General features: G+C 67.5%; 18 protein-coding genes. 10 read left to right on the forward strand and 8 right to left on the reverse strand.

Annotated elements, in window-relative coordinates; all coding sequences use genetic code 11:
- The first annotated feature begins 236 nt into the window (after window positions 1-236).
- From BSY239_RS19420 to mrdA, 4 genes are all read left to right on the forward strand, one after another.
- On the forward strand, window positions 237-1280 hold the full coding sequence (locus tag BSY239_RS19420) for a rod shape-determining protein (protein ID WP_056264671.1): 1044 nt from the start codon (window positions 237-239) through the stop codon (window positions 1278-1280).
- 57 nt (window positions 1281-1337) lie between these two features.
- Window positions 1338-2276, forward strand: a complete 939-nt coding sequence (gene mreC, locus BSY239_RS19425; protein WP_069048254.1) for a rod shape-determining protein MreC — start codon at window positions 1338-1340, stop codon at window positions 2274-2276.
- The gene (gene mreD, locus BSY239_RS19430; RefSeq protein WP_069048255.1) at window positions 2273-2803 is read left to right on the forward strand and encodes a rod shape-determining protein MreD; all 531 of its coding nucleotides are present in this window, start codon (window positions 2273-2275) and stop codon (window positions 2801-2803) included. The genes mreC and mreD overlap by 4 nt, the downstream gene beginning before the upstream one ends.
- A gap of 109 nt (window positions 2804-2912) precedes the next feature.
- On the forward strand, window positions 2913-4895 hold the full coding sequence (gene mrdA / locus BSY239_RS19435; protein WP_069048256.1) for a penicillin-binding protein 2: 1983 nt from the start codon (window positions 2913-2915) through the stop codon (window positions 4893-4895).
- Here the strand turns inward: mrdA and BSY239_RS19440 are convergent.
- Window positions 4885-5646 carry a sulfite exporter TauE/SafE family protein gene (locus tag BSY239_RS19440; RefSeq protein ID WP_069048257.1) on the reverse strand — a complete coding sequence of 254 codons (762 nt, stop codon included), beginning with the start codon at window positions 5644-5646 and terminating at the stop codon, window positions 4885-4887. The two genes, mrdA and BSY239_RS19440, sit on opposite strands and share 11 nt — an antisense overlap.
- 278 nt (window positions 5647-5924) lie before the next feature.
- Between BSY239_RS19440 and BSY239_RS19445 the strand changes: the two genes are divergently transcribed.
- The 5 genes from BSY239_RS19445 to BSY239_RS19465 are packed head-to-tail and all read left to right on the forward strand — an operon-like array spanning window position 5925 to window position 10208.
- Window positions 5925-7322, forward strand: a complete 1398-nt coding sequence (locus BSY239_RS19445; RefSeq protein ID WP_083240077.1) for an ammonium transporter — start codon at window positions 5925-5927, stop codon at window positions 7320-7322.
- A 12-nt stretch (window positions 7323-7334) separates the two neighbouring features.
- Complete coding sequence (locus BSY239_RS22915; protein ID WP_236944227.1) at window positions 7335-7775, forward strand: hypothetical protein; 441 nt, start codon at window positions 7335-7337, stop codon at window positions 7773-7775.
- A 38-nt stretch (window positions 7776-7813) separates the two neighbouring features.
- Window positions 7814-9001: a benzoate/H(+) symporter BenE family transporter gene (locus tag BSY239_RS19455; RefSeq protein ID WP_069048258.1), complete on the forward strand. Its 1188-nt coding sequence runs from the start codon at window positions 7814-7816 to the stop codon at window positions 8999-9001.
- Complete coding sequence (gene gshB / locus BSY239_RS19460) at window positions 8998-9942, forward strand: glutathione synthase (protein WP_069048259.1); 945 nt, start codon at window positions 8998-9000, stop codon at window positions 9940-9942. Before BSY239_RS19455 ends, gshB begins: the two co-directional genes overlap by 4 nt.
- Window positions 9939-10208 (forward strand): VF530 family DNA-binding protein, encoded by a 270-nt coding sequence (locus BSY239_RS19465; RefSeq protein WP_069048260.1) that lies wholly within the window; start codon window positions 9939-9941, stop codon window positions 10206-10208. The genes gshB and BSY239_RS19465 overlap by 4 nt, the downstream gene beginning before the upstream one ends.
- Window positions 10209-10223: 15 nt before the next feature.
- On the opposite strand, the gene BSY239_RS19470 is transcribed toward BSY239_RS19465, so the two are convergent.
- Both BSY239_RS19470 and BSY239_RS19475 read right to left on the reverse strand, forming a co-directional pair.
- Entirely contained in the window at window positions 10224-10544 is a 321-nt protein-coding gene (locus tag BSY239_RS19470) for an SMR family transporter (protein ID WP_069048261.1), read from the reverse strand.
- Between the two features lie 99 nt (window positions 10545-10643).
- Window positions 10644-11327 carry an extensin-like domain-containing protein gene (locus BSY239_RS19475; RefSeq protein WP_236944105.1) on the reverse strand — a complete coding sequence of 228 codons (684 nt, stop codon included), beginning with the start codon at window positions 11325-11327 and terminating at the stop codon, window positions 10644-10646.
- Window positions 11328-11425: 98 nt separating this feature from the next.
- On the opposite strand from BSY239_RS19475, the gene BSY239_RS19480 reads away from it, so the two are divergent.
- Window positions 11426-12367 (forward strand): alpha/beta fold hydrolase, encoded by a 942-nt coding sequence (locus BSY239_RS19480; protein ID WP_216637487.1) that lies wholly within the window; start codon window positions 11426-11428, stop codon window positions 12365-12367.
- A 47-nt stretch (window positions 12368-12414) separates the two neighbouring features.
- Here BSY239_RS19480 and BSY239_RS19485 read toward each other — a convergent pair whose 3' ends face one another.
- The 5 genes from BSY239_RS19485 to BSY239_RS19505 form a co-directional block, all read right to left on the reverse strand.
- A complete protein-coding gene (locus BSY239_RS19485) occupies window positions 12415-13155 on the reverse strand; it encodes an ABC transporter permease (protein WP_442905808.1) in 741 nt (246 codons plus the stop codon).
- Window positions 13156-13245: 90 nt separating this feature from the next.
- Window positions 13246-14058, reverse strand: a complete 813-nt coding sequence (locus BSY239_RS19490; RefSeq protein WP_069048263.1) for an ABC transporter ATP-binding protein — start codon at window positions 14056-14058, stop codon at window positions 13246-13248.
- Between the two features lies 1 nt (window position 14059).
- Window positions 14060-15085, reverse strand: coding sequence for an ABC transporter substrate-binding protein (locus BSY239_RS19495; RefSeq protein ID WP_069048264.1), 1026 nt, complete (start codon window positions 15083-15085; stop codon window positions 14060-14062).
- A 100-nt stretch (window positions 15086-15185) separates the two neighbouring features.
- Window positions 15186-15950, reverse strand: a complete 765-nt coding sequence (locus tag BSY239_RS19500; protein ID WP_069048265.1) for a class II glutamine amidotransferase — start codon at window positions 15948-15950, stop codon at window positions 15186-15188.
- 118 nt (window positions 15951-16068) lie between these two features.
- Window positions 16069-18336, reverse strand: coding sequence for an ATP-binding protein (locus BSY239_RS19505; RefSeq protein ID WP_442905809.1), 2268 nt, complete (start codon window positions 18334-18336; stop codon window positions 16069-16071).
- Window positions 18337-18432 lie beyond the last annotated feature (96 nt).

The following is an 18432-nucleotide window of genomic DNA, read 5'->3' on the forward strand; positions in this document are numbered from 1 at the left end:
AAACGCCGTGTAAATCGCAGAAATGGGGCCAGCTTGCGTGCAGTTGTGCACAGGGGATACGGTATTATCCAAGGTTTAACGGCAGACCCCGTGCCGCCACGGTTTTTGCCTTGGAATCAAACACTTAGAACCGATGTCCGGCCTACCTTCTGGCTCCATCCCAGGTCCCGCATTCGGCCTCACTTCCGGCTTGGAGCGCGCCATGCCACGCCCCGGCCCCACAGGATCCATCCACCATGTTTGAAGCTTTCCGTCGGCAATTCTCGACCGACCTGGCCATCGACCTCGGCACCGCCAACACCCTCATTTACGTCCGCAACAAGGGCATCGTGCTGGACGAGCCCTCCGTGGTTTCGATCCGCCACGAAGGTGGGCCGCAGGGCAAGAAGACCATCCAGGCGGTGGGCCACGAAGCCAAGGCCATGCTGGGCAAGGTGCCCGGCAACATCGAAGCCATCCGCCCCATGAAGGACGGCGTGATCGCCGACTTCACCGTGACCGAGCAGATGCTCAAGCAGTTCATCAAGATGGTGCACCCACGCTCGATGTTCAAGCCGAGCCCGCGCATCATCATCTGCGTGCCCTGCGGCTCCACCCAGGTCGAGCGCCGTGCCATCCGCGAATCGGCCCTGGGCGCCGGCGCCTCCGAGGTCTACCTGATCGAAGAACCCATGGCCGCGGCCATCGGCGCCGGCCTGCCGGTGTCCGACGCGTCGGGCTCCATGGTGGTCGACATCGGCGGCGGCACCACCGAGGTGGGCGTGATCTCGCTGGGCGGCATGGTCTACAAGGGTAGCGTGCGCGTGGGCGGTGACCGCTTTGACGAAGCCATCATTGCGTACATCCGCCGCAACTACGGCATGTTGATCGGCGAGCCCACCGCAGAGGCGATCAAGAAGCAGATCGGCTCGGCCTTCCCCGGCTCGGAAGTCAAGGAGATGGAAGTCAAGGGCCGCAACCTGTCCGAGGGCGTGCCGCGCAGCTTCACCATCTCCAGCAACGAGATCCTCGAAGCCCTGACCGACCCGCTCAACAACATCGTGACCGCGGTGAAGATGGCGCTGGAGCACACGCCGCCCGAGCTGGGCGCCGACATCGCCGAGCGCGGCATGATGCTCACCGGCGGCGGCGCACTGCTGCGCGACCTCGACCGCCTGCTGGCCGAAGAAACCGGCCTGCCGGTGCTCGTGGCCGAAGAGCCGCTGACCTGCGTGGTGCGCGGTTGCGGCATGGCCCTGGAGCGCATGGAGCGCCTGGGCACCATCTTCACCAGCGAATAAGCGCGCGCCGCACCCCGGCGCACCCGCACACGCACCACCAGAGCCACCCCGAGCGTCATGCCACTGGGCACCCTGGACCGCACCCCGCCCCCCTTCTTCAAGCAGGGCCCGTCGGCCCTGTCCAAACTGGTGGTGTTCAGCGCGCTTGCGCTGTTCCTCATGGTGGCCGACCTGCGCTTTGAAGTGGCGCGCCCGGTGCGTGCGTCCATCGCCGCGGCGCTCTACCCGGCGCAGTGGCTGGTATTGCAGCCGGTGCAGGCCATGGCGGGTGTGGGCGGGTATTTCGCCTCGTTGCACAGCGCGCAGCAAAGCGAAGGCGAAGCGCTCAAGCGCCTGGCCACGCAGGCCGACCGCACCCTGCAACTCGAACAGATGCAACTGGAAAACCGGCGCCTGCGCGACCTGCTGGCCATGCGCGAGCGCACCGGAACGCAGGCCATGGGCGCGCAGGTGCTGTACGACGCGGCCGACCCGTACTCGCGCAAGATCGTGATCGACCGCGGCCAGACACAGGGTGTGCAGGCAGGATCGCCCGTGATCGACGAGAGCGGGGTGCTCGGTCAGGTCACGCGCGTGTACCCGCTGGTGTCCGAGGTGAGCCTGCTGATCGACCGCGACATGGCGATCCCGGTGCTCAATGTGCGGACCGGCGTGCGCAGCGTGGCCTACGGCCAGCCCTCGACCAAGGGCGACGGCATGGAGCTGCGCTACACGCTGGCCAGCGCCGACATCGCCGAAGGCGACCTGCTCACCACCAGCGGCGTGGACGGCGTGTACCCGCCCGGCCTGCCCGTGGCCCGGGTGACCCTGGTGGCGCGCCAGGCCGAGTCGTCCTTCTCGCGCATCGAGGCCGAGCCGCTGGCGCAGGTGCAGGGCGCCTTGCACGTGCTGGTGCTCACACCGGCAGGCGCGTCCTTGCCGCCCTCGCCCTTGACCGACGCGGCCCGCGCGCCCGCCGTGGTCGACCGGCCCGGCACCCGGAGCAACGCGCCATGATCATGCGCCCCGGCCAGCAGCTGCTGCTGCCCGCCAACCCCGCCTTCATCTGGTTCAGCCTGCTCAGCGCGCTGATGTTCAACATGCTGCTGAACATGGGTCTGTGGGGCCGCTCGGCGTGGGTACCGGACCTGCTGGCGGTGACGCTGGTCTTCTGGGCGGTGCACCAGCCGCTGCGCATCGGCGTGGGTGTGGCGTTTCTCTTTGGTTTGGCCATGGACGTGCACCAGGGCGCCCTGCTCGGCCAGCATGCGCTGGCCTACACCGTGCTCGGTTTCCTGGCGATTTCCATGCACCGCCGCCTGCTCTGGTTCGGCGTGCCCAATCAGGCGGTGCAGGTGCTTCCGCTGTTCGTGGCTGCCCACGTGCTGGAACTGCTGGTGCGCATGGCCTCGGGCGGCAGCTTCCCGGGTTTGACCTACTTCATCGCGCCGGTGCTCGAAGCCATGCTGTGGCCGGTGGTGAGTGTGCTGTTGCTCGCCCCACAAAGGCGCGCCCCCAACCCCGACGACAACAGACCGCTATGAAAGCCCCCACGCTCCGCCGCTGCGCGGGTCGCTGCCCCCCGAGGGGGCTGTTTCGCCTGGGGGCGGCCCGGCGGCGAAACTTCTTTCACTGGCTTGAAGTCAAGTCCCCATGACCGAACTGCGAAACGTCGAAGCCGACCTGGCTCAGTTCCGCACCCGCTTGCTGGTGATCGGGCTGGCGGTGGTGTTTGCGTTTGGCCTGGTGGCCGCGCGCATGGTCTACCTGCAGGTGGTGCGCCACGACGACTTGTTGGCGCAGGCCGAGAGCAACCGCACCGCGGTGCTGCCGGTGGTGCCCAACCGGGGCCAGATCGTGGACCGCAACGGCCGGGTGCTGGCCACCAACTACTCGGCCTACACGCTGGAGATCACACCGTCCCGCGTGCTCGACATGCAAGCCACCATCGCCCAGTTGGGCGAGCTGGTGGAAATCTCCCCGCGCGATCAGCGCCGTTTCAAGAAGCTGCTCGAAGAGTCGCACAGTTTCGATTCGCTGCCGATCCGCACCCGCCTCACCGACGAAGAAGTCGCCCGCTTCACCGTGCAGCGTTACCGCTTTCCCGGGGTGGACGTGCGCGCGCGTCTGCTGCGCCAATACCCCAATGGCGAAACCGCCAGCCACGTCATCGGCTACATCGGGCGCATCAACCAGCGCGAGAAAGAGTCGATCGCCGACTGGGCCGAAGAGGACCAGGCCAACTACCGCGGCACCGAATACATCGGCAAGCTCGGCGCCGAACAAAGTTACGAACAGACCCTGCACGGCACCACCGGCTTCGAGCGCGTGGAAACCTCGGCCGGCGGCCGCGCGGTGCGCTCGCTGGCCAACACACCCGCCACCCCCGGCGACACCGTGGTGCTGTCGATCGACATCCAGCTGCAGAAGCTGATCGAAGACATGTTCGGCGAGCGGCGCGGCGCGCTGGTGGCCATCGATCCGCGCACTGGCGAAGTGCTGGCCTTCGTGAGCAAGCCCACCTTCGATCCAAACCTCTTCGTTGAAGGCATCGACGTGGAGAACTGGCGCGCGCTCAACGAATCGCTGGACAAGCCGCTGCTCAACCGGGCCCTGCGCGGCACCTACCCACCGGGCTCGACCTACAAGCCCTTCATGGCGCTGGGCGCGCTGGAGACCGGCACCCGCGCGGCGCAGACCGTCATCAACGACCCGGGCTTCTGGATGTTCGGCAGCCACCGCTTCCGCAGCCACGGCGACGGCGGCCTGGGCGCGGTGGACATGAAGCGCAGCATCGTGAAGTCGAGCAACACCTACTACTACTCGCTGGCCAACGAGATGGGCGTGGACGCCATGCACGACTTCATGAAGCCGCTGGGTTTCGGTCAGATCACAGGCATCGACCTGCGCGGCGAAGTGCGCGGCGTGCTGCCCAGCCAGGAATGGAAGCGCAACGCCTACAAGCGCCCGGACCAGCAGCGCTGGTACCCCGGCGAGACGATCTCGCTGGGCATTGGCCAGGGCTACAACAGTTTCACCATGGTGCAGCTGGCCCATGCCATGGCCACGCTGGCCAACGGCGGCGTGAAGCACGCACCCCACCTCACCATGGCCACCGAAAACGTGATCACCCGCGAGCGCAAGCCCCTGCCCAACCCTCCCGCGGTGAACCTGGGATACAAGCCCGAAAACGTGCGCGTGGTGCTCGAAGCCATGCAGGCCGTGACCACCGAGGGCACCTCCACCCGCGTGTTTGCCGGCGCCGGTTACGCCAGCGGCGGCAAGACCGGCACGGCGCAAGCCGTGACCATCGGCCAGCGCGACCGCTACGACGCGCGCAAACTCGAAGAACACCAGCGCGACCACGCGCTGTACGTGGCCTTCGCCCCGATCGACCAGCCCCGCGTGGCCATCGCGGTGGTGGTGGAAAACGCCGGCTTCGGCGCCGCGTCCGCCGCGCCGATCGCGCGGCGCGTGTTCGACTACCTGCTGCTCGACCAGTACCCCAATCCGCAAGACCTGGCGGCGGTGAGCGTGGGGCAGGCGTCAGCCCCGATGGGCACGCCGCTGAAAGCCAGCGCGATGCCGTGGCCACCGGAGGCGGCGAGCCCCGCAGCGCCCCGCGTCACCCCCTGATCCACGCATCAAAGGTCGTTTTCAGGATCAGCGCCGACACCACCACGATGAAGGCGATGCGCACAAAGCCGCTGCCGTGCTTGAGCGCCAGGCGCGTGCCCAGCAGGCTGCCCACCACGTTGGCGATGGCCATCGCCAGCACGAAGTGCCACCACACATGGCCTTTCCAGGCAAACAGCATCAGGGCCGCGAGGTTGGTGGCGGTGTTGATGAGCTTCGCGCTGGCGCTGGCGTGCAGGAAGTCGTAACCCAGCCAGCGCACGAACAGGAACACGAAGAAGCTGCCGGTGCCCGGGCCGAAGAAGCCGTCGTAAAAGCCGATGATCAAAGCGAGCACACAGGCGGCGGCGGCTTCCCGCCGGCCGCTGAAGCGCGGGGCGTGGTGGCGGCCCAGGTCCTTGCGCGCCAGCGTGTAGGCCAGCACACCCATCAACACCAGGGGCAAGGCGCGGCGCAAAAAGTCGGGCGATATCACCGTCACGGTCCAGGCGCCGGCCATCGAGCCGGCAAAGCCCACGGCCGCCGCCGGCAGGAGCGCGTGCCACGGCATCTTGACGCGCCGCGCGTACTGCAGGGTGGCCGCCGCTGTGCCCCACACCGACGCGCCCTTGTTCACGCCGAACAGCGTGGCCGGGTGGGTGGTGGGAAACATGGCGAACAACGCGGGCACCAGGATGAGGCCACCGCCGCCCACGATCGAATCCACGAAGCCGGCGAAAAACGAGGCCAGCGAAACAAGCAGCAATTCCATGAAAGCGATTGTCGCTGCCACGCGAAGACGAAAAAAAACCGACCCACAGGGGTCGGTTTGAGGAATCTGGCATCTCTGGGGACGCTGAAACACGTTTTTGGATTTGTGGACTGGGTTGTCTCCTCGGTCCCCCGCGGTCACCAGCGCAGTGCGCTTGAGCGAGTGCATGCACTGTATCGGCTCGCACCAGCGGTGTGCACCCGGGCTTTCCCTTGGCCGGGACAACCCTTGGCACAGTTGATGCAGTGGGCCCGGGGTCGTTGGAAACAGGTAACAAAATGCACCAGAACCGTGTGACCGCCTTCTTTCATCCATCCATCCACCAGAGACACCGCCTTCCCTCCACCGCACTGATCGCCGCGCTGCTCGGGCCGGTGACGGCTGCTGCCCAGACCGCCCCCGCCGCGCCCGCGGCACCGGCGCTCACCTCACCCGGGCTGGTGGCGGCCAGCTCGATCTCGGGCGCCGACACCGCCTGGCTCATGGTGAGCACCGCGCTCGTGCTGCTCATGACGCTGCCGGGCATCGCGCTGTTTTACGGCGGCATGGTGCGCCGCTTCAACGTGATCAACACCATGGCCAGCGTGGTGGGCATCGCCGCTGTGGTGAGCCTGCTGTGGTTTGGGGTGGCCTATTCGCTGGCGTTCACACCGGGGGGCGCTCTGGGTGGCTTCATCGGTGGCGTGGAGCGCATGGGTTTCTCGGGCATGGAGTTCCTGGGTTCCACCTCGCAGGTGGCCGTGAACCACATTGCCAAGCACGTGCCCGAATCGGTGTTCGCCATGTTCCAGCTCACCTTTGCCATCATCACCTGCGCCTTGGTGGTCGGTGCGTTGGTGGAGCGCATGCACTTCGGCGCGTTGCTCACGTTCACCGGCCTGTGGCTGCTGCTGGTGTACGCGCCCATCGCCCACTGGGTGTGGGAGCCGGGCGGCTGGCTGGCGCAATTGGGCGCGCTCGACTTTGCCGGTGGCGCGGTGGTGCACATCAACGCGGGCGCCGCGGCACTGGTCTGCGCCTACGCGCTCGGCCCCCGCGAAGGCTATGGCCGCGAGCCTTTCATTCCATTCAACCTGGGTCTCACGATGGCCGGCACCGGCCTGCTGTGGGTGGGCTGGTTCGGCTTCAACGCCGGCTCGGCGCTCGCTGCCGACGGCCGTGCGGGTCTGGCCATGGCGGTCACGCACATCGCGGCGGCAGCCGGCGCGCTTTCCTGGATGGCCGCCGAGTGGCTGGCGCGCAAACGTACCTCGTTGTTGGGCCTGTGCTCGGGCGTGGTCGCGGGTCTGGTGGCCATCACGCCGGCGGCGGGGTTTGTCACACCACGCAGTGCGCTGATCATCGGCCTGGTGGCCGGCGTGGCCTGCTACTGGGGCGCCACGGCACTCAAGCGCAAGCTGCGCGCCGACGATTCGCTCGATGTGTTCGGCGTGCACGGCGTGGGCGGCCTGGTGGGCGCGCTGCTCACAGGTCTGCTGGCCGACCCGGCCATTTCGGGCGTGGAAGCCAGTTTCCTGTCGCAGGTGATCGCGTGTGTGGCCGTGCTGGCCTACAGCTTGGTGATGACCGCCCTGGTGCTGTGGATCACCTCGCGCTTCACCACGCTGCGCGTGCGCGAGTTCGAGGAGCGCGCGGGCCTGGACGTGTCGCTGCACAACGAACAGCTCGGCCACTGAAGGCCGCACCCCATGCCCGCCAACGACGTCTTTGCCATTGCCGCGCACCTGCACGTGCTGCTGCGGCGCAAGACCGGCCGCGTGACCGACACCGAGTGGCTGGCCAGCAATGTGGACTACGCCCGGGAGATCGTGCGTTTCACGCGCGAGAAGGCCACCACGGACGAACACGCCGACCTGCTGGCCCTGGCCGACAAGCTCGAAGCCGCCATCCCGCTCATGTCCGCGCCCGCGCGCAAACCCTTGCTGCAGGCTGCGGCCGACACATTGAAGGCGGGCCAGGTGAGTGCAGACACCGCCCAGCGCGCGGCCACCCCCCGATCGGGTGGCTTCGCCAACTCGGTGCCCGGCCACCCCAGCGGCTTCATCGAGTCGACGCTGATCTCGGCCTTTGGCGGGCCGCGCAAGGAAGGCGAAGACCCGGACGCACGCTACGTGGGCGGCATCCGCTGATGCCTTGAGGCACCAGGCATCGCGGTGAGAATCGCCCGATGCCGTTCTTCAAAGACCTCAACCTCTCGGCCGCCACCGCCGGCTTCGTCGCGGTGCTGGTGGGTTTCACCAGCTCGGTGGCCATCGTCTTCCAGGCCGCGCAGGCGTTTGGCGCCACGCCGGCGCAGATCACCTCGTGGATGTGGGCGCTCGGCCTGGGCATGGGCCTGTGTTCGGCCATTCCGTCGCTGGTGCTCAAGCAGCCGGTCATGATCGCCTGGAGCACGCCGGGCGCGGCGGTGCTGGCCACGGCGGGTCTGGCGGGCGGCTTCTCCATGGCCGAGGCCATCGGCGCGTTCATGGTCTGCGGCGCGCTCATCACACTGGCGGGCGCCACCGGCTGGTTCGAGCGTGTGATGAACAAGATTCCGATGGCGCTGGCTTCCGCGCTGCTGGCCGGTGTGCTGGCGCGCTTCGGCCTGCAGGCCTTTGCCGCCGCGCAGACCGCATTGGTGCTCGTGGTGCTGATGCTGCTGGCGTATTTGCTGGGCCGGCGGCTGGCGCCGCGTTATGCGGTGGTGATCACGCTGCTGGTGTCGGTGGTCCATGTGGTGCTGCAGGGCCAGTTCAACGCCGGCTCGCTCACGCTGGAGCTGGCCCGACCGGTGTTCACCCTGCCGGACTTCACACTGGCCGCTTTCACCAGCCTGGCGCTGCCGCTGTTCGTGGTCACCATGGCCTCGCAGAACCTGCCCGGCGTGGCGGCGATCCGGGCAGCGGGCTACAACATGCCGATCTCCAGAATCATCACGCTCACCGGCGTGGCCACGTTGCTGCTCGCGCCCTTTGGCGCCTTCGCGCTCAACCTCAGCGCCATCACCGCCGCCATCTGCATGGGCCCCGAGGCGCACCCCGACCCGAAGAAGCGCTACACCGCCGCCGTCACCTGTGGCGCCATCTACGTGCTCATCGGCCTGTTCGGCGCGGCCGTCACGGGTCTGCTGATCGCCTTCCCGCGCGAACTGGTGCTGGCGATTGCCGGCGTCGCGCTGCTGGGCAGCATCGGCGGCGGTCTGCACGCGGCCCTGAAGGACGAAACGCACCGCGAAGCCGCGCTCATCACTTTTCTCGTCACGCTTAGCGGCGTGGTGATTGCCGGCATCGGCTCGGCCTTTTGGGGTGTGGTGGCCGGCGCCCTCGCGCTGTTTGTGCAACAGTACGGCCTTCGTCCGAAAAGCAAGCCATGAACATCCTCGTTGTCGCCGACCCGCTGGTCACCTTCAAGACCTACAAAGACACCACCTTCGCCATGATGCGCGAGCTGCAGAAACGCGGCCACACGCTGGCCGCCTGCGAGCCGCAGCACCTGCAGTGGCAGACCGGGCACCCGGTGAGCGCGCTGGTGCGCCGCATCGAACTCACGGGTGCTGCCGACGACTGGTACCGCGTGCTGCACCAGGGTCGCGAAGCCCTGCACACGTTTGACGCCGTGCTCATGCGCAAGGACCCGCCCTTCGACAGCGAGTTCTTCTACGCCACGCACCTGCTGGAGCAGGCCGAGCGCGAGGGTGCAAAGGTGTTCAACAGCCCGCGTGCGCTGCGCGACCACCCGGAAAAACTCGCGCTCATGGAGTTCGCCCAGTACGCTCCGCCCACGCTGGTGACGCGCTCGCCCGAAGCCATCCGCCACTTCCACGCCGAGCACAAGGACATCATCCTCAAGCCGCTCGACGGCATGGGCGGCATGGGCATCTTTCGCGTCGGGCCTGACGGCATGAACCTCGGCTCGATCACCGAAACGCTGAACCAGGGCGGCGCCACCAGCGTGATGGTGCAGGCGTATTTGCCCGCGATCGTGGACGGTGACAAGCGCCTGCTGCTGATCGGCGGGAAGGTCGCGCCCTACGTGCTGGCGCGCATCCCGCAAGGCACCGAGCTGCGCGGCAACCTGGCGGTGGGTGGCAAGGGCGTGGCCCAGCCGCTGAGCGACACCGACCGTGCGATCGCGGAAGCCATCGCGCCCACGCTGGCGGCGCGAGGTCTGCTGCTGGTGGGCCTGGACATGATCGGCGACAAGGTCACCGAGATCAACGTCACCAGCCCGACCTGCTTCCAGGAGATTCAGCAGCAGACCGGGTTCGATGTGCCGGCGATGTTTGCGGACGCGCTGGAAGCGGCAATGGCATGAGCGAGGACGACGACGCGGCGACCGCAACGCCTGGCCAACCCAGGAACCCCTTGCACGGGTTGACGCTGGAGGCCATCGTCACCGCGCTGGCCGACCACTACGGTTGGGAAGAACTGGGTCAGCGCATTCCCGTGCGCTGCTTCAACGTCGACCCCAGCGTGGGATCGAGCCTGAAGTTCCTGCGCAAGACACCCTGGGCGCGCGAGAAGGTCGAAGGCCTTTACCTCTTCATGCTGCGCGAAGAGCGCCGGGCCGGTCGGGGTTGACGAGCGCTGCGGGGCTCAGTGCACCGCCGCCTTGGAAAACACGTTGAGCACCACCACGCCGGCGATGATCAGGCCCATGCCGAGCAGGCCGGCGAGGTCGATGCGCTGCCCGTAGAGCAGCCACGCCACCGCGGTGATCAGCACGATGCCCAGGCCCGACCAGACCGCGTACGCGATGCCCACCGGCACGCTCTTGAGCACCAGCGACAGGCAGTAAAACGCCACGCCATAACCCACCACCACGATCAGCGACGGTGCAAGTTTGGTGAAGCTTTCGCTGGCCTTCAGAGCGGTGGTGCCGATCACCTCGGCCACGATGGCCAGTCCGAGCAACATCCAGGCATTCAATCGGTGGTCTCCTTGGGACGCGTGGTTTCGGGAACCCGGACTCTGCCACAGGAGCGGGCCCCCGTCTGCTCGCTTCACGGCACAAACTCACCGGCAGATTCGGTAGGGCCCCTGGTCCAGGTGGAAGTGGTCGCGGTGGGCGGCGTTGTAGTCAGGACCCAGCGTGCCCTTGAAGAAGCGGCATGCGCCATCGCGCGCCTCGCGCAGAAAAACGCCTTCCGCGCCTCCAACACCCCAATGGTTCACCAGGCTGATGCGCCGGCCGTTGTCCAGGCGGACACCCGCGACATCAAAGGCGTTGGCGGTGGCATGCTGGCTGCGCCGCTCGCCTTCTCCGCTGGCACCGCGCACATTGCGGCAGGCGTAGCTGCCGAAATGTTCGACACGCGCCACCGGATGGCCGAAATGCGCCTCTGCAGCGGGTTGCAGGGCATGGCGCTCCCACATCGCCAGCGACAGCGCCGCGCTGCAGGTGAGCGTGAACGCGGGCGCAAAACGCGCATCGTCCACCCGCACGGCGGCAGCCCAGCCACAGCCGTCGCCCGTTGCGTTGTCGGGCACGGCGGTGTGCTTCAAGTTCGAGGCCGCCAGCGCGACACTGCACAGGGCCGGGTCGGCCGCAGTGCGTTGCAGCCGGTAGCCCCGGAGCCAGTGGTCGGGCTCGGCCACCCGCAGCGGCGCCCATGGGTTCCAGTGCGGCGGTACATCGACGCGGCCGCTCTGCACGGCCCACGCCAGCAGGCCGGCGGCAATGAGGAGGAGGGCGAACAAGCTGCGGACCATCCGGCCCATGGTGACACGGTGGTTGGTCAAGCCGGCGCGCAGGGGCAAAATCGCCCGGCACGCCCGCTGTGGGCGGGAGGCCAACGATGCGGATGCTGAAGTTCCTGGGTGTGGTGGCGGTGGTGTTGCTGGTGGCGGGGGGGCTCGCCGTGACCGCCAGCTGGGCACCCGACCGCCCCCTGGCCTCCCTCAAGGCCCGCTGGGCCGCAGCGCCCTCGCAGTTCGTCCGGATCGGCGGCATGGACGTGCACCTGCGCGACGAGGGTCCGCGCGAGGACCCGCTGCCCATCGTGCTGGTGCACGGCACCTCCGCCAGCCTGCACACCTGGGACGGCTGGGTCGAGGCCCTCAAGGGAAAGCACCGCGTGATCCGCGTCGACCTGCCCGGCTTCGGACTCACCGGGCCGTCGCCCGACGGCGACTACAGCCTGCCCGCCTACTCGCGTTTCATCGTGCAGGTGTTGGACCGGCTGAACCTGCAACGGGCGGTGCTCGCGGGCAATTCGCTGGGAGGCGCGGTGGCGTGGAAGACCGCCGTGGACCACCCGTCGCGCGTGGTCAAGCTGGTGCTGGTGGACGCCGCCGGCTACCCGATGGAGGCGCAGTCCGTCCCCCTGGGTTTCCGGATCGCGCACATCCCGGCACTCGCCCCTCTGATGCGCAATGTGTTGCCCCGGCGCCTGGTCGAATCGAGCGTGCGCAACGTGTACGCCGACCCCGCCAAGGTCACGCCCGAGCTGGTCGACCGCTACTTTGAACTCACCCTGCGCGAAGGCAACCGGGAGGCGCTGAGCGCACGCCTGAAAGCGGGCAACGAGGCGTTCACCGCGCAGATCGCGCAGATCAAACAGCCCACGCTGGTGCTCTGGGGCGCGCAAGACCGGCTGATCCCGCCGTCGCAGGCGCAGTACTTCGCCCGCGACATCCAGGGCAGCCAGGTGCAGGTGTTCGAGGGCCTCGGCCACGTCCCGCACGAGGAAGACCCGGCGCGCACCGTGGCGGCGGTGCAGGCGTTTCTGAAGAAGTGAAACGCCTGGCCCGCGCCGGCGGGCCGCCGCGACACCCCGGTGCAGCTTCAGAGCTTCTCCGTCTCCCCCACCTTGGGCTGCCACTTCATCAAGCGCTTTTCGATCCTGCCCACCACCGCGTCGAGCACCAGCGCAAAGCCGGTGAGCACCACGATGCCGGCCATCACGGTGTTGATGTCGAAGCTGCCTTCGGCCTGCAGGATCAGGTAACCCACGCCCTGGCTGGACCCCAGGTATTCGCCCACCACCGCGCCCACGAAGGCCAGGCCCACGCTGGTGTGCAGTGAGCTGAAGACCCAGCTGGTCGCGCTGGGCAGGTACACGTGGCGCAGCAGCTGTTTCTGGCTCGCGCCGAGCATGCGTGCGTTGGCCAGGATGACCGGGCTCACTTCCTTCACGCCCTGGTAGACGTTGAAGAACACAATGAAGAACACCAGCGTCACGCCCAGCGCCACCTTGCTCGCGATGCCCAGGCCAAACCACACCGCGAAGATGGGCGCGAGGATGATGCGCGGCATGGAGTTCATGGCCTTGATGTAAGGCTCCAGGATGGCCGAGGCCATGGGCGAGAGTGCGAGCCACAAGCCACCGCCCAGGCCGCCGAGCGCGCCGATGCCAAAGGCCAGCACGGTCTCGGTGAGCGTCACGCCCAGGTGTTTGTAAATGTCGGCGTCGGTGACGAACCAGGCCCAGATGCGCTCGGCCACGCGCAGCGGTTCACCGAAGAAAAACGCGGCCTGGCGGTCGTTCTCGAACATGAAGTTCGGCAACAGGCCAGGCGTGGTCATGGCGTACCAGAACACGATGAGCGCAACGAGCAAGCCCAGCTGCCACGCGCGCAGGGTGCTGGGTTGCGGCTTGATGAGATTCCACATGGCTCAGGCCACCTTGAGTTGTTGCTGGTAGCCCTTGAGCACCTCTTCGCGCATCACGGCCCAGATGGCGGCGTGCAGTTCGATGAAGCGGGCGGTGGTCTTGATCTCGGCCACGTCGCGCGGGCGCGGGATGTCGATGGTGAATTCGCCGATGGGGTGGCTGGCCGGACCGGCGCTGAGCACCACGACGCGGTCGCTCATGGCGATGGCTTCGTCCAAGTCGTGCGTGATGAAGAGCACCGCCTTCTTCTTCGCCGCCCACAAGTCCAGCACTTCGTTTTCCATCAGCTGCCGGGTCTGGATGTCGAGCGCGGAAAACGGTTCGTCCATCAGGATGATGTCGGGGTCGAGCACCAGGGTCTGCGCCAGGCTCGCGCGCTTGCGCATGCCGCCGCTCATCTGGTGCGGGTAGCGGTCGCCGAAGCCGCCCAGGCCCACGCGGCGCAGCCAGTCGTCGGCCTGCGTCTTTGCGTCGGCGTCCGAGGCGCCGCGAAACGACAGACCCGCCATCACGTTGCCCAGCGCGGTGCGCCAGGGCATCAGGCTCTCGGTCTGGAACATGTAGCCCGCGCGGGTGTTGATGCCGGCCAGCGGTTCGCCGAACACGTTCACCGTGCCGGTGCTGGGCGACAGCAGGCCGGCCGCCACGTTGAGCAGCGTGCTCTTGCCGCAGCCCGTGGGGCCCACCACACTGACGAATTCACCAGCGCCCACGGTCAACGTCACATCGCGCACGGCGGTGTAGCGTTGACCGGGGTCGTCCTTGCTGATGAAGGTGCAGGACACGCCCTGCAGATCGATCGCCGGACTCGTCACATCAGCCCTTCGGGTACTTGGCGTTGGCCTTTTGCACGAAGGCGTTGGTGTACACCGCGTTCAGATCCAGCTTGGCCGCGGCGATCTTGTCGTCCACGCTCGCCAGTGCGCGAAACGCCGTGTCGGCACCCTTGGCCGGGAAGCTGCCGTCGGGCGACAGCGCGCCCTTGGCGGCCATGAAGGCGTCGATGTAGACCGCGCGGTCCCCGAGCAGGAAACCCTCGGGCACCACCTTGATGATGTCGCCCGGGCCGGCGGCCTGGATCCATTTGTTGGCACGCACCATCGCGTTGGTCAGGGCCTGCGCGGTGTTGGGGTTCTTGTCCAGGAAGGGCTGGGGCGCATACAGGCAGCCCGCGGGCATGGGACCACCGAACACCTTCTCGGACTCGGCGACGATGCGCGTGTCGGAAATGACCTTCATGTCGCCCGAGCGTTGCAGCAGCGTGACCACCGGGTCGAGGTTGCTCATGGCGTCGATCTGGCCCGAGCGCATGGCGGCCACCGCCCCACTGCCCGCCCCCACACCGACGATGCTCACGTCGCTCGGCTTCAGACCGGCCTTGGCGAGCACGAAGTTGACCATCACGTTGGTGGAGCTGCCCGGCGCGGTCACGCCGATCTTCTTGCCCTTGAGGTCGGTGATGGTCTTGTAGCCGGCCATGGTCTTGGGATTGAAGCCCAGCACGATCTGCGGTGCCAGGCCCTGCAGCACGAAGGCGCGCATGGGCTGGCCCTTGAATTGCATGTTGACCGTGTGCTCGAAGGCACCCGAGACCACGTCGGCGCTGCCACCCACCACCGCGGCCAGTGCGCGCGAGCCGCCCGCGAAGTCGGCGATGGTCACATCCAACCCCTCGGCCTTGAAGTAACCCAGCTGCTCGGCAATGGTGAGCGGCAGGTAGTACAGCAGGTTCTTGCCGCCCACCGCGATGGTGACCTTGGGTTTCTCCAGGCCTTGCGCGAATGCGAACGGGGGCAGCACTGCCGCGGCAATGCCACCGGCCACGAGGTGTCGTCTTTGCATGGGTTTGTCTCCTTCGTTGAGGGGTTGGGCGACGGGTCGCGCGGGGCGTCCGTGCTCGATGCATGGTAGCCCGGGGGAGTACCCGGTGCCACCCGGGAAATCACGGCAGTGGCAGACCGTCCACAAACACCTTGAGTTCGTCGGGCTTGAACGAAGTCCACTGCTCGTTGCTGGTCAGCGGGGTGGTCACCACCACGGCAGCGCGGTCGCCCGGCTGGTTGAGGTCGGCGAAGTTCACCGTCCAGTCCTGGTCCATCAGCGTGGCTTGGGCGAACGGGTGCTGGCGCACCAGCCAGTGCAGCCTGGTGCTGCAGTGCGCCCACAGCGCTTCACCGTTGGAGAGCAGGAAGTTGAAGCTGCCGAAGCGCCGCACCTGCGGCAAGAGTTCCTGCAGCGTGAGGGTGAGCTCCTGCACGCTGGGCAGGCCCGCGTGCGACTTGGCCAGCTCCTGCATCAGCCAGCAGAAGGCGCGTTCGCTGTCGGTCGTGCCCACCGGGCGGAAGTGGCTGTGCAGATTGGGGAAATAGTCCTTCAGGTCACCGTTGTGTGCGAACACCCACTGGCGTCCCCAGAGCTCTCGCACGAAGGGGTGTGCGTTCTCCAGCGACACCTCGCCAATGGTGGCCTTGCGCACGTGGGCAATGATGTTGCGGCTCTTGAGCGGGTAGCCCTGCAGGAAGTTGGCCATGGGCGACTGCGCTGCACTCGCGTGGTCGACAAACAGGCGCAGGCCCTTGCCTTCGAAGAACGCGATGCCCCAGCCATCGGCGTGGTGGTCGGTGTTGCCACCGCGCTGGCAGAAGCCGGTGAAGCTGAACGATGCGTCGGTGGGGGTGGCGCAGTTGAGACCGAGAAGTTGGCACATCAGAGGATTGTGCCCCCACGCTCCGCCGCTGCGCGGGTCGCCGCCCCGGGCTGGGCCTGCCTTGGGGCGGCCCGGCGGCTGGCCCGTTGTGCCCCCAAGCCTCGCACGAGAGGAGAGATCAAGTGAAACCCATGCTGCGGGCCTCGCGCACCTCGGGCTTGATGCGGTGTTCGGCTTCGAGCTGGGCCATGAACTCGTCGGGCTCGAGCGCTTCGGCGAGGATCTCCACCTGCCGCTTCACCGCGGCAAAGTCACCGGGGCACAGCTGGTCGAGCTTGAGGAGGCGGGTGGCGTGTGCCGCGTCCAGCCGCGAGGCATCACCCCCAAGCGCCTCCACCACAAACATGGTCTCGCGCTGCTCCGCGGTGAGTGGCTTGAAGCGGATCTTGAACGTGAAGCGTCGCAGCGCCGCCTGGTCGATGCTGTCCATCAGGTTGGTGGTGCAGATGAAGATGCCGGCGAAGCGCTCCATGCCCTGGAGCATTTCGTTGACCTCGGTCACCTCGTAGGTGCGCTGCGCGCCACGGCGGTCCTGCAGAAAGCTGTCGGCCTCGTCGAGCAGCAGCACCGCCTTCTCGGCCTCGGCCTCACGAAACATCGCCGCCATCTGCTGCTCGGTCTCGCCCACGAACTTGCTCACCAGGTCGCTCGCGCGGCGGATCATCAGCGGGCGTTCGAGCTGCTGCGCGAGGTGCTCGGCCAGCGCGGTCTTGCCGGTGCCGGGCGCACCGTGGAAACACAGGCACCCATGGCCCCGCGCCTTGAGCGCAGCGATCACGCGCGGCAGCTCGTAGCGCGACTCCACGTTGAGCATGTCCAGGCTGTACTGGGTGACGCTGGGCCGCTGCACCAGGTCGGGCTTGCGGCCCAAGGCGAGGTCGGCATTCTTCAGTTGCCGTTCGATGAGCTCGTCGAGCATCGGAGCCTGGGCGGTGCGGGACTTGGCGCTGCGGCGAGCCGCCGGTTTGACAGGGCTGGCCGCCAGCTCGGCGAACCGCACCGCGGTGCGGATCTGCGCCGGCGTGAGGCCCTTGCGTTCGGTGAGTCGCGCCACCAGCGCGTCGGACACGGGCGCCCCTTCGAGCGTCTTGCGCACGAGCTGTTCGCGCGCGCCCGGCGGAGGGCTTTTGAGTTCGAGGTGGTAGGCGAAGCGGCGGCGAAACGCCGGGTCGATCTGCTCGATGCGGTTGGTGACCCAGATCGTGGGCACGGCGTTGGTCTCCAGGATCTGGTTGACCCAGGCCTTGCCGCTGACACTGCCGGTGTGCGACGCCGCCACGTGCTCGGCGCGCGCCATGATCTGCGCGGCCTCGCTGGAAATCGGCGGGAACACGTCTTCCACCTCGTCGAACAACAGCGCCGAGTGCGCCGTGCCTTTGAGGAACACCTGGGCGATCTGCAAGGAGCGGTAGCGGTCGCGGCCCGAGAGCGCGTTGCCGTCGCGGTCGGCGTATTCCACCTCGAACAATTCCAGGCCGGCGGCCTGCGCGACCACGCGCGCGAGTTCGGTCTTGCCGGTGCCGGGCGGGCCGTACATCAACACGTTCACGCCAGGTTCCTTGCGCACCACGGCTTCGCGCAGCAGGCCGCAGAGCAGGCGCACGTCTTCGCCGACGTAGTCGAAGTCTTTCGGCGTCAGCGCCGAGCGCGCGGCCGGGCGGGTGAACACCGCCATGAGTTCGCTTTGTGTCCGGTACTCGCGCATCAGCACCGGCGGCAGCTTTTCGCTGACCTTCATCAGGTCGGCCAGGTCGGTGATGTTGTGTTCGGATATGAGGTTTTCCACCATGCCGATGCGCTCGAGCCGCGAGCCCGCGCGCAGCGCCTCACCGACCTCGCTGGCTTTCACACCGGCCACGTCGGCGATGGCCGCATAGGCCTCGGGCGCGTTGTTCACCTTGAACTCCACCAGGATGGAGCGCAAGTCGCGCTGGTAACGCGCGAGCGTGCCGTAGAGCAGCAACGCGCGCTCGGCGCGGTTGAGCTGCAACAGGCCGGCGAGCGCATCGATGTTCTTCTCCACCAGCGTGGACTGTTTCTTGAGCGCGTGGCTGAGCCATTCGCCGGTGACGGCGAGCACCGCGAGCAGGTCCTTGGGCGATTCCTTGGCGTACTCGTCCAGATAGAAGAAGAGCGTGCCTTCTTCGTAGGGGCCGCGCCACACACCGTAGCGCTCCATGAAGGCCGTGGTGGCGAGCGCGTTGTGGCCGCTCCAGAGTTCGTTGTCCTTGCAGCGGCGCTCCAGAAACTCGCGCAGGCGGGACAGCACGGTGAGCGGCCACACCAGATGGCGGCCGGCGAGCGAGAGCAAAGTGTTGAGGTCGCGCCGCACGTTGAAGCGGGGCCCCTGGCGAGCCGCCAGGGTGAGCACGAAGTGCGAGCACATGAGGTCGAGCACGGGGGCCTGGCGCAGGCCGTGCGGGACGAACACGCGGCCCTCGCCCACCAAGGGCGCGCGGCCCTCGCGCGGGTCGGTCGGGGT

Origin of the sequence: Hydrogenophaga sp. RAC07 (assembly GCF_001713375.1) — a bacterium.
In the GTDB taxonomy this organism is placed as follows: Bacteria; Pseudomonadota; Gammaproteobacteria; order Burkholderiales; family Burkholderiaceae_C; genus Hydrogenophaga.

Coding starts and splice junctions, on each gene's coding strand:
- BSY239_RS19420 (WP_056264671.1), top strand. CDS start 237: ATGTTTGAAGCTTTCCGTCGGCAATTCTCGACCGACCTGGCCATCGAC.
- mreC (WP_069048254.1), top strand. CDS start 1,338: ATGCCACTGGGCACCCTGGACCGCACCCCGCCCCCCTTCTTCAAGCAG.
- mreD (WP_069048255.1), top strand. CDS start 2,273: ATGATCATGCGCCCCGGCCAGCAGCTGCTGCTGCCCGCCAACCCCGCC.
- mrdA (WP_069048256.1), top strand. CDS start 2,913: ATGACCGAACTGCGAAACGTCGAAGCCGACCTGGCTCAGTTCCGCACC.
- BSY239_RS19440 (WP_069048257.1), bottom strand. CDS start 5,646: ATGGAATTGCTGCTTGTTTCGCTGGCCTCGTTTTTCGCCGGCTTCGTG.
- BSY239_RS19445 (WP_083240077.1), top strand. CDS start 5,925: ATGCACCAGAACCGTGTGACCGCCTTCTTTCATCCATCCATCCACCAG.
- BSY239_RS22915 (WP_236944227.1), top strand. CDS start 7,335: ATGCCCGCCAACGACGTCTTTGCCATTGCCGCGCACCTGCACGTGCTG.
- BSY239_RS19455 (WP_069048258.1), top strand. CDS start 7,814: ATGCCGTTCTTCAAAGACCTCAACCTCTCGGCCGCCACCGCCGGCTTC.
- gshB (WP_069048259.1), top strand. CDS start 8,998: ATGAACATCCTCGTTGTCGCCGACCCGCTGGTCACCTTCAAGACCTAC.
- BSY239_RS19465 (WP_069048260.1), top strand. CDS start 9,939: ATGAGCGAGGACGACGACGCGGCGACCGCAACGCCTGGCCAACCCAGG.
- BSY239_RS19470 (WP_069048261.1), bottom strand. CDS start 10,544: ATGTTGCTCGGACTGGCCATCGTGGCCGAGGTGATCGGCACCACCGCT.
- BSY239_RS19480 (WP_216637487.1), top strand. CDS start 11,426: ATGCGGATGCTGAAGTTCCTGGGTGTGGTGGCGGTGGTGTTGCTGGTG.
- BSY239_RS19485 (WP_442905808.1), bottom strand. CDS start 13,155: ATGACCACGCCTGGCCTGTTGCCGAACTTCATGTTCGAGAACGACCGC.
- BSY239_RS19495 (WP_069048264.1), bottom strand. CDS start 15,085: ATGCAAAGACGACACCTCGTGGCCGGTGGCATTGCCGCGGCAGTGCTG.
- BSY239_RS19500 (WP_069048265.1), bottom strand. CDS start 15,950: ATGTGCCAACTTCTCGGTCTCAACTGCGCCACCCCCACCGACGCATCG.
- BSY239_RS19505 (WP_442905809.1), bottom strand. CDS start 18,336: ATGTGCTCGCACTTCGTGCTCACCCTGGCGGCTCGCCAGGGGCCCCGC.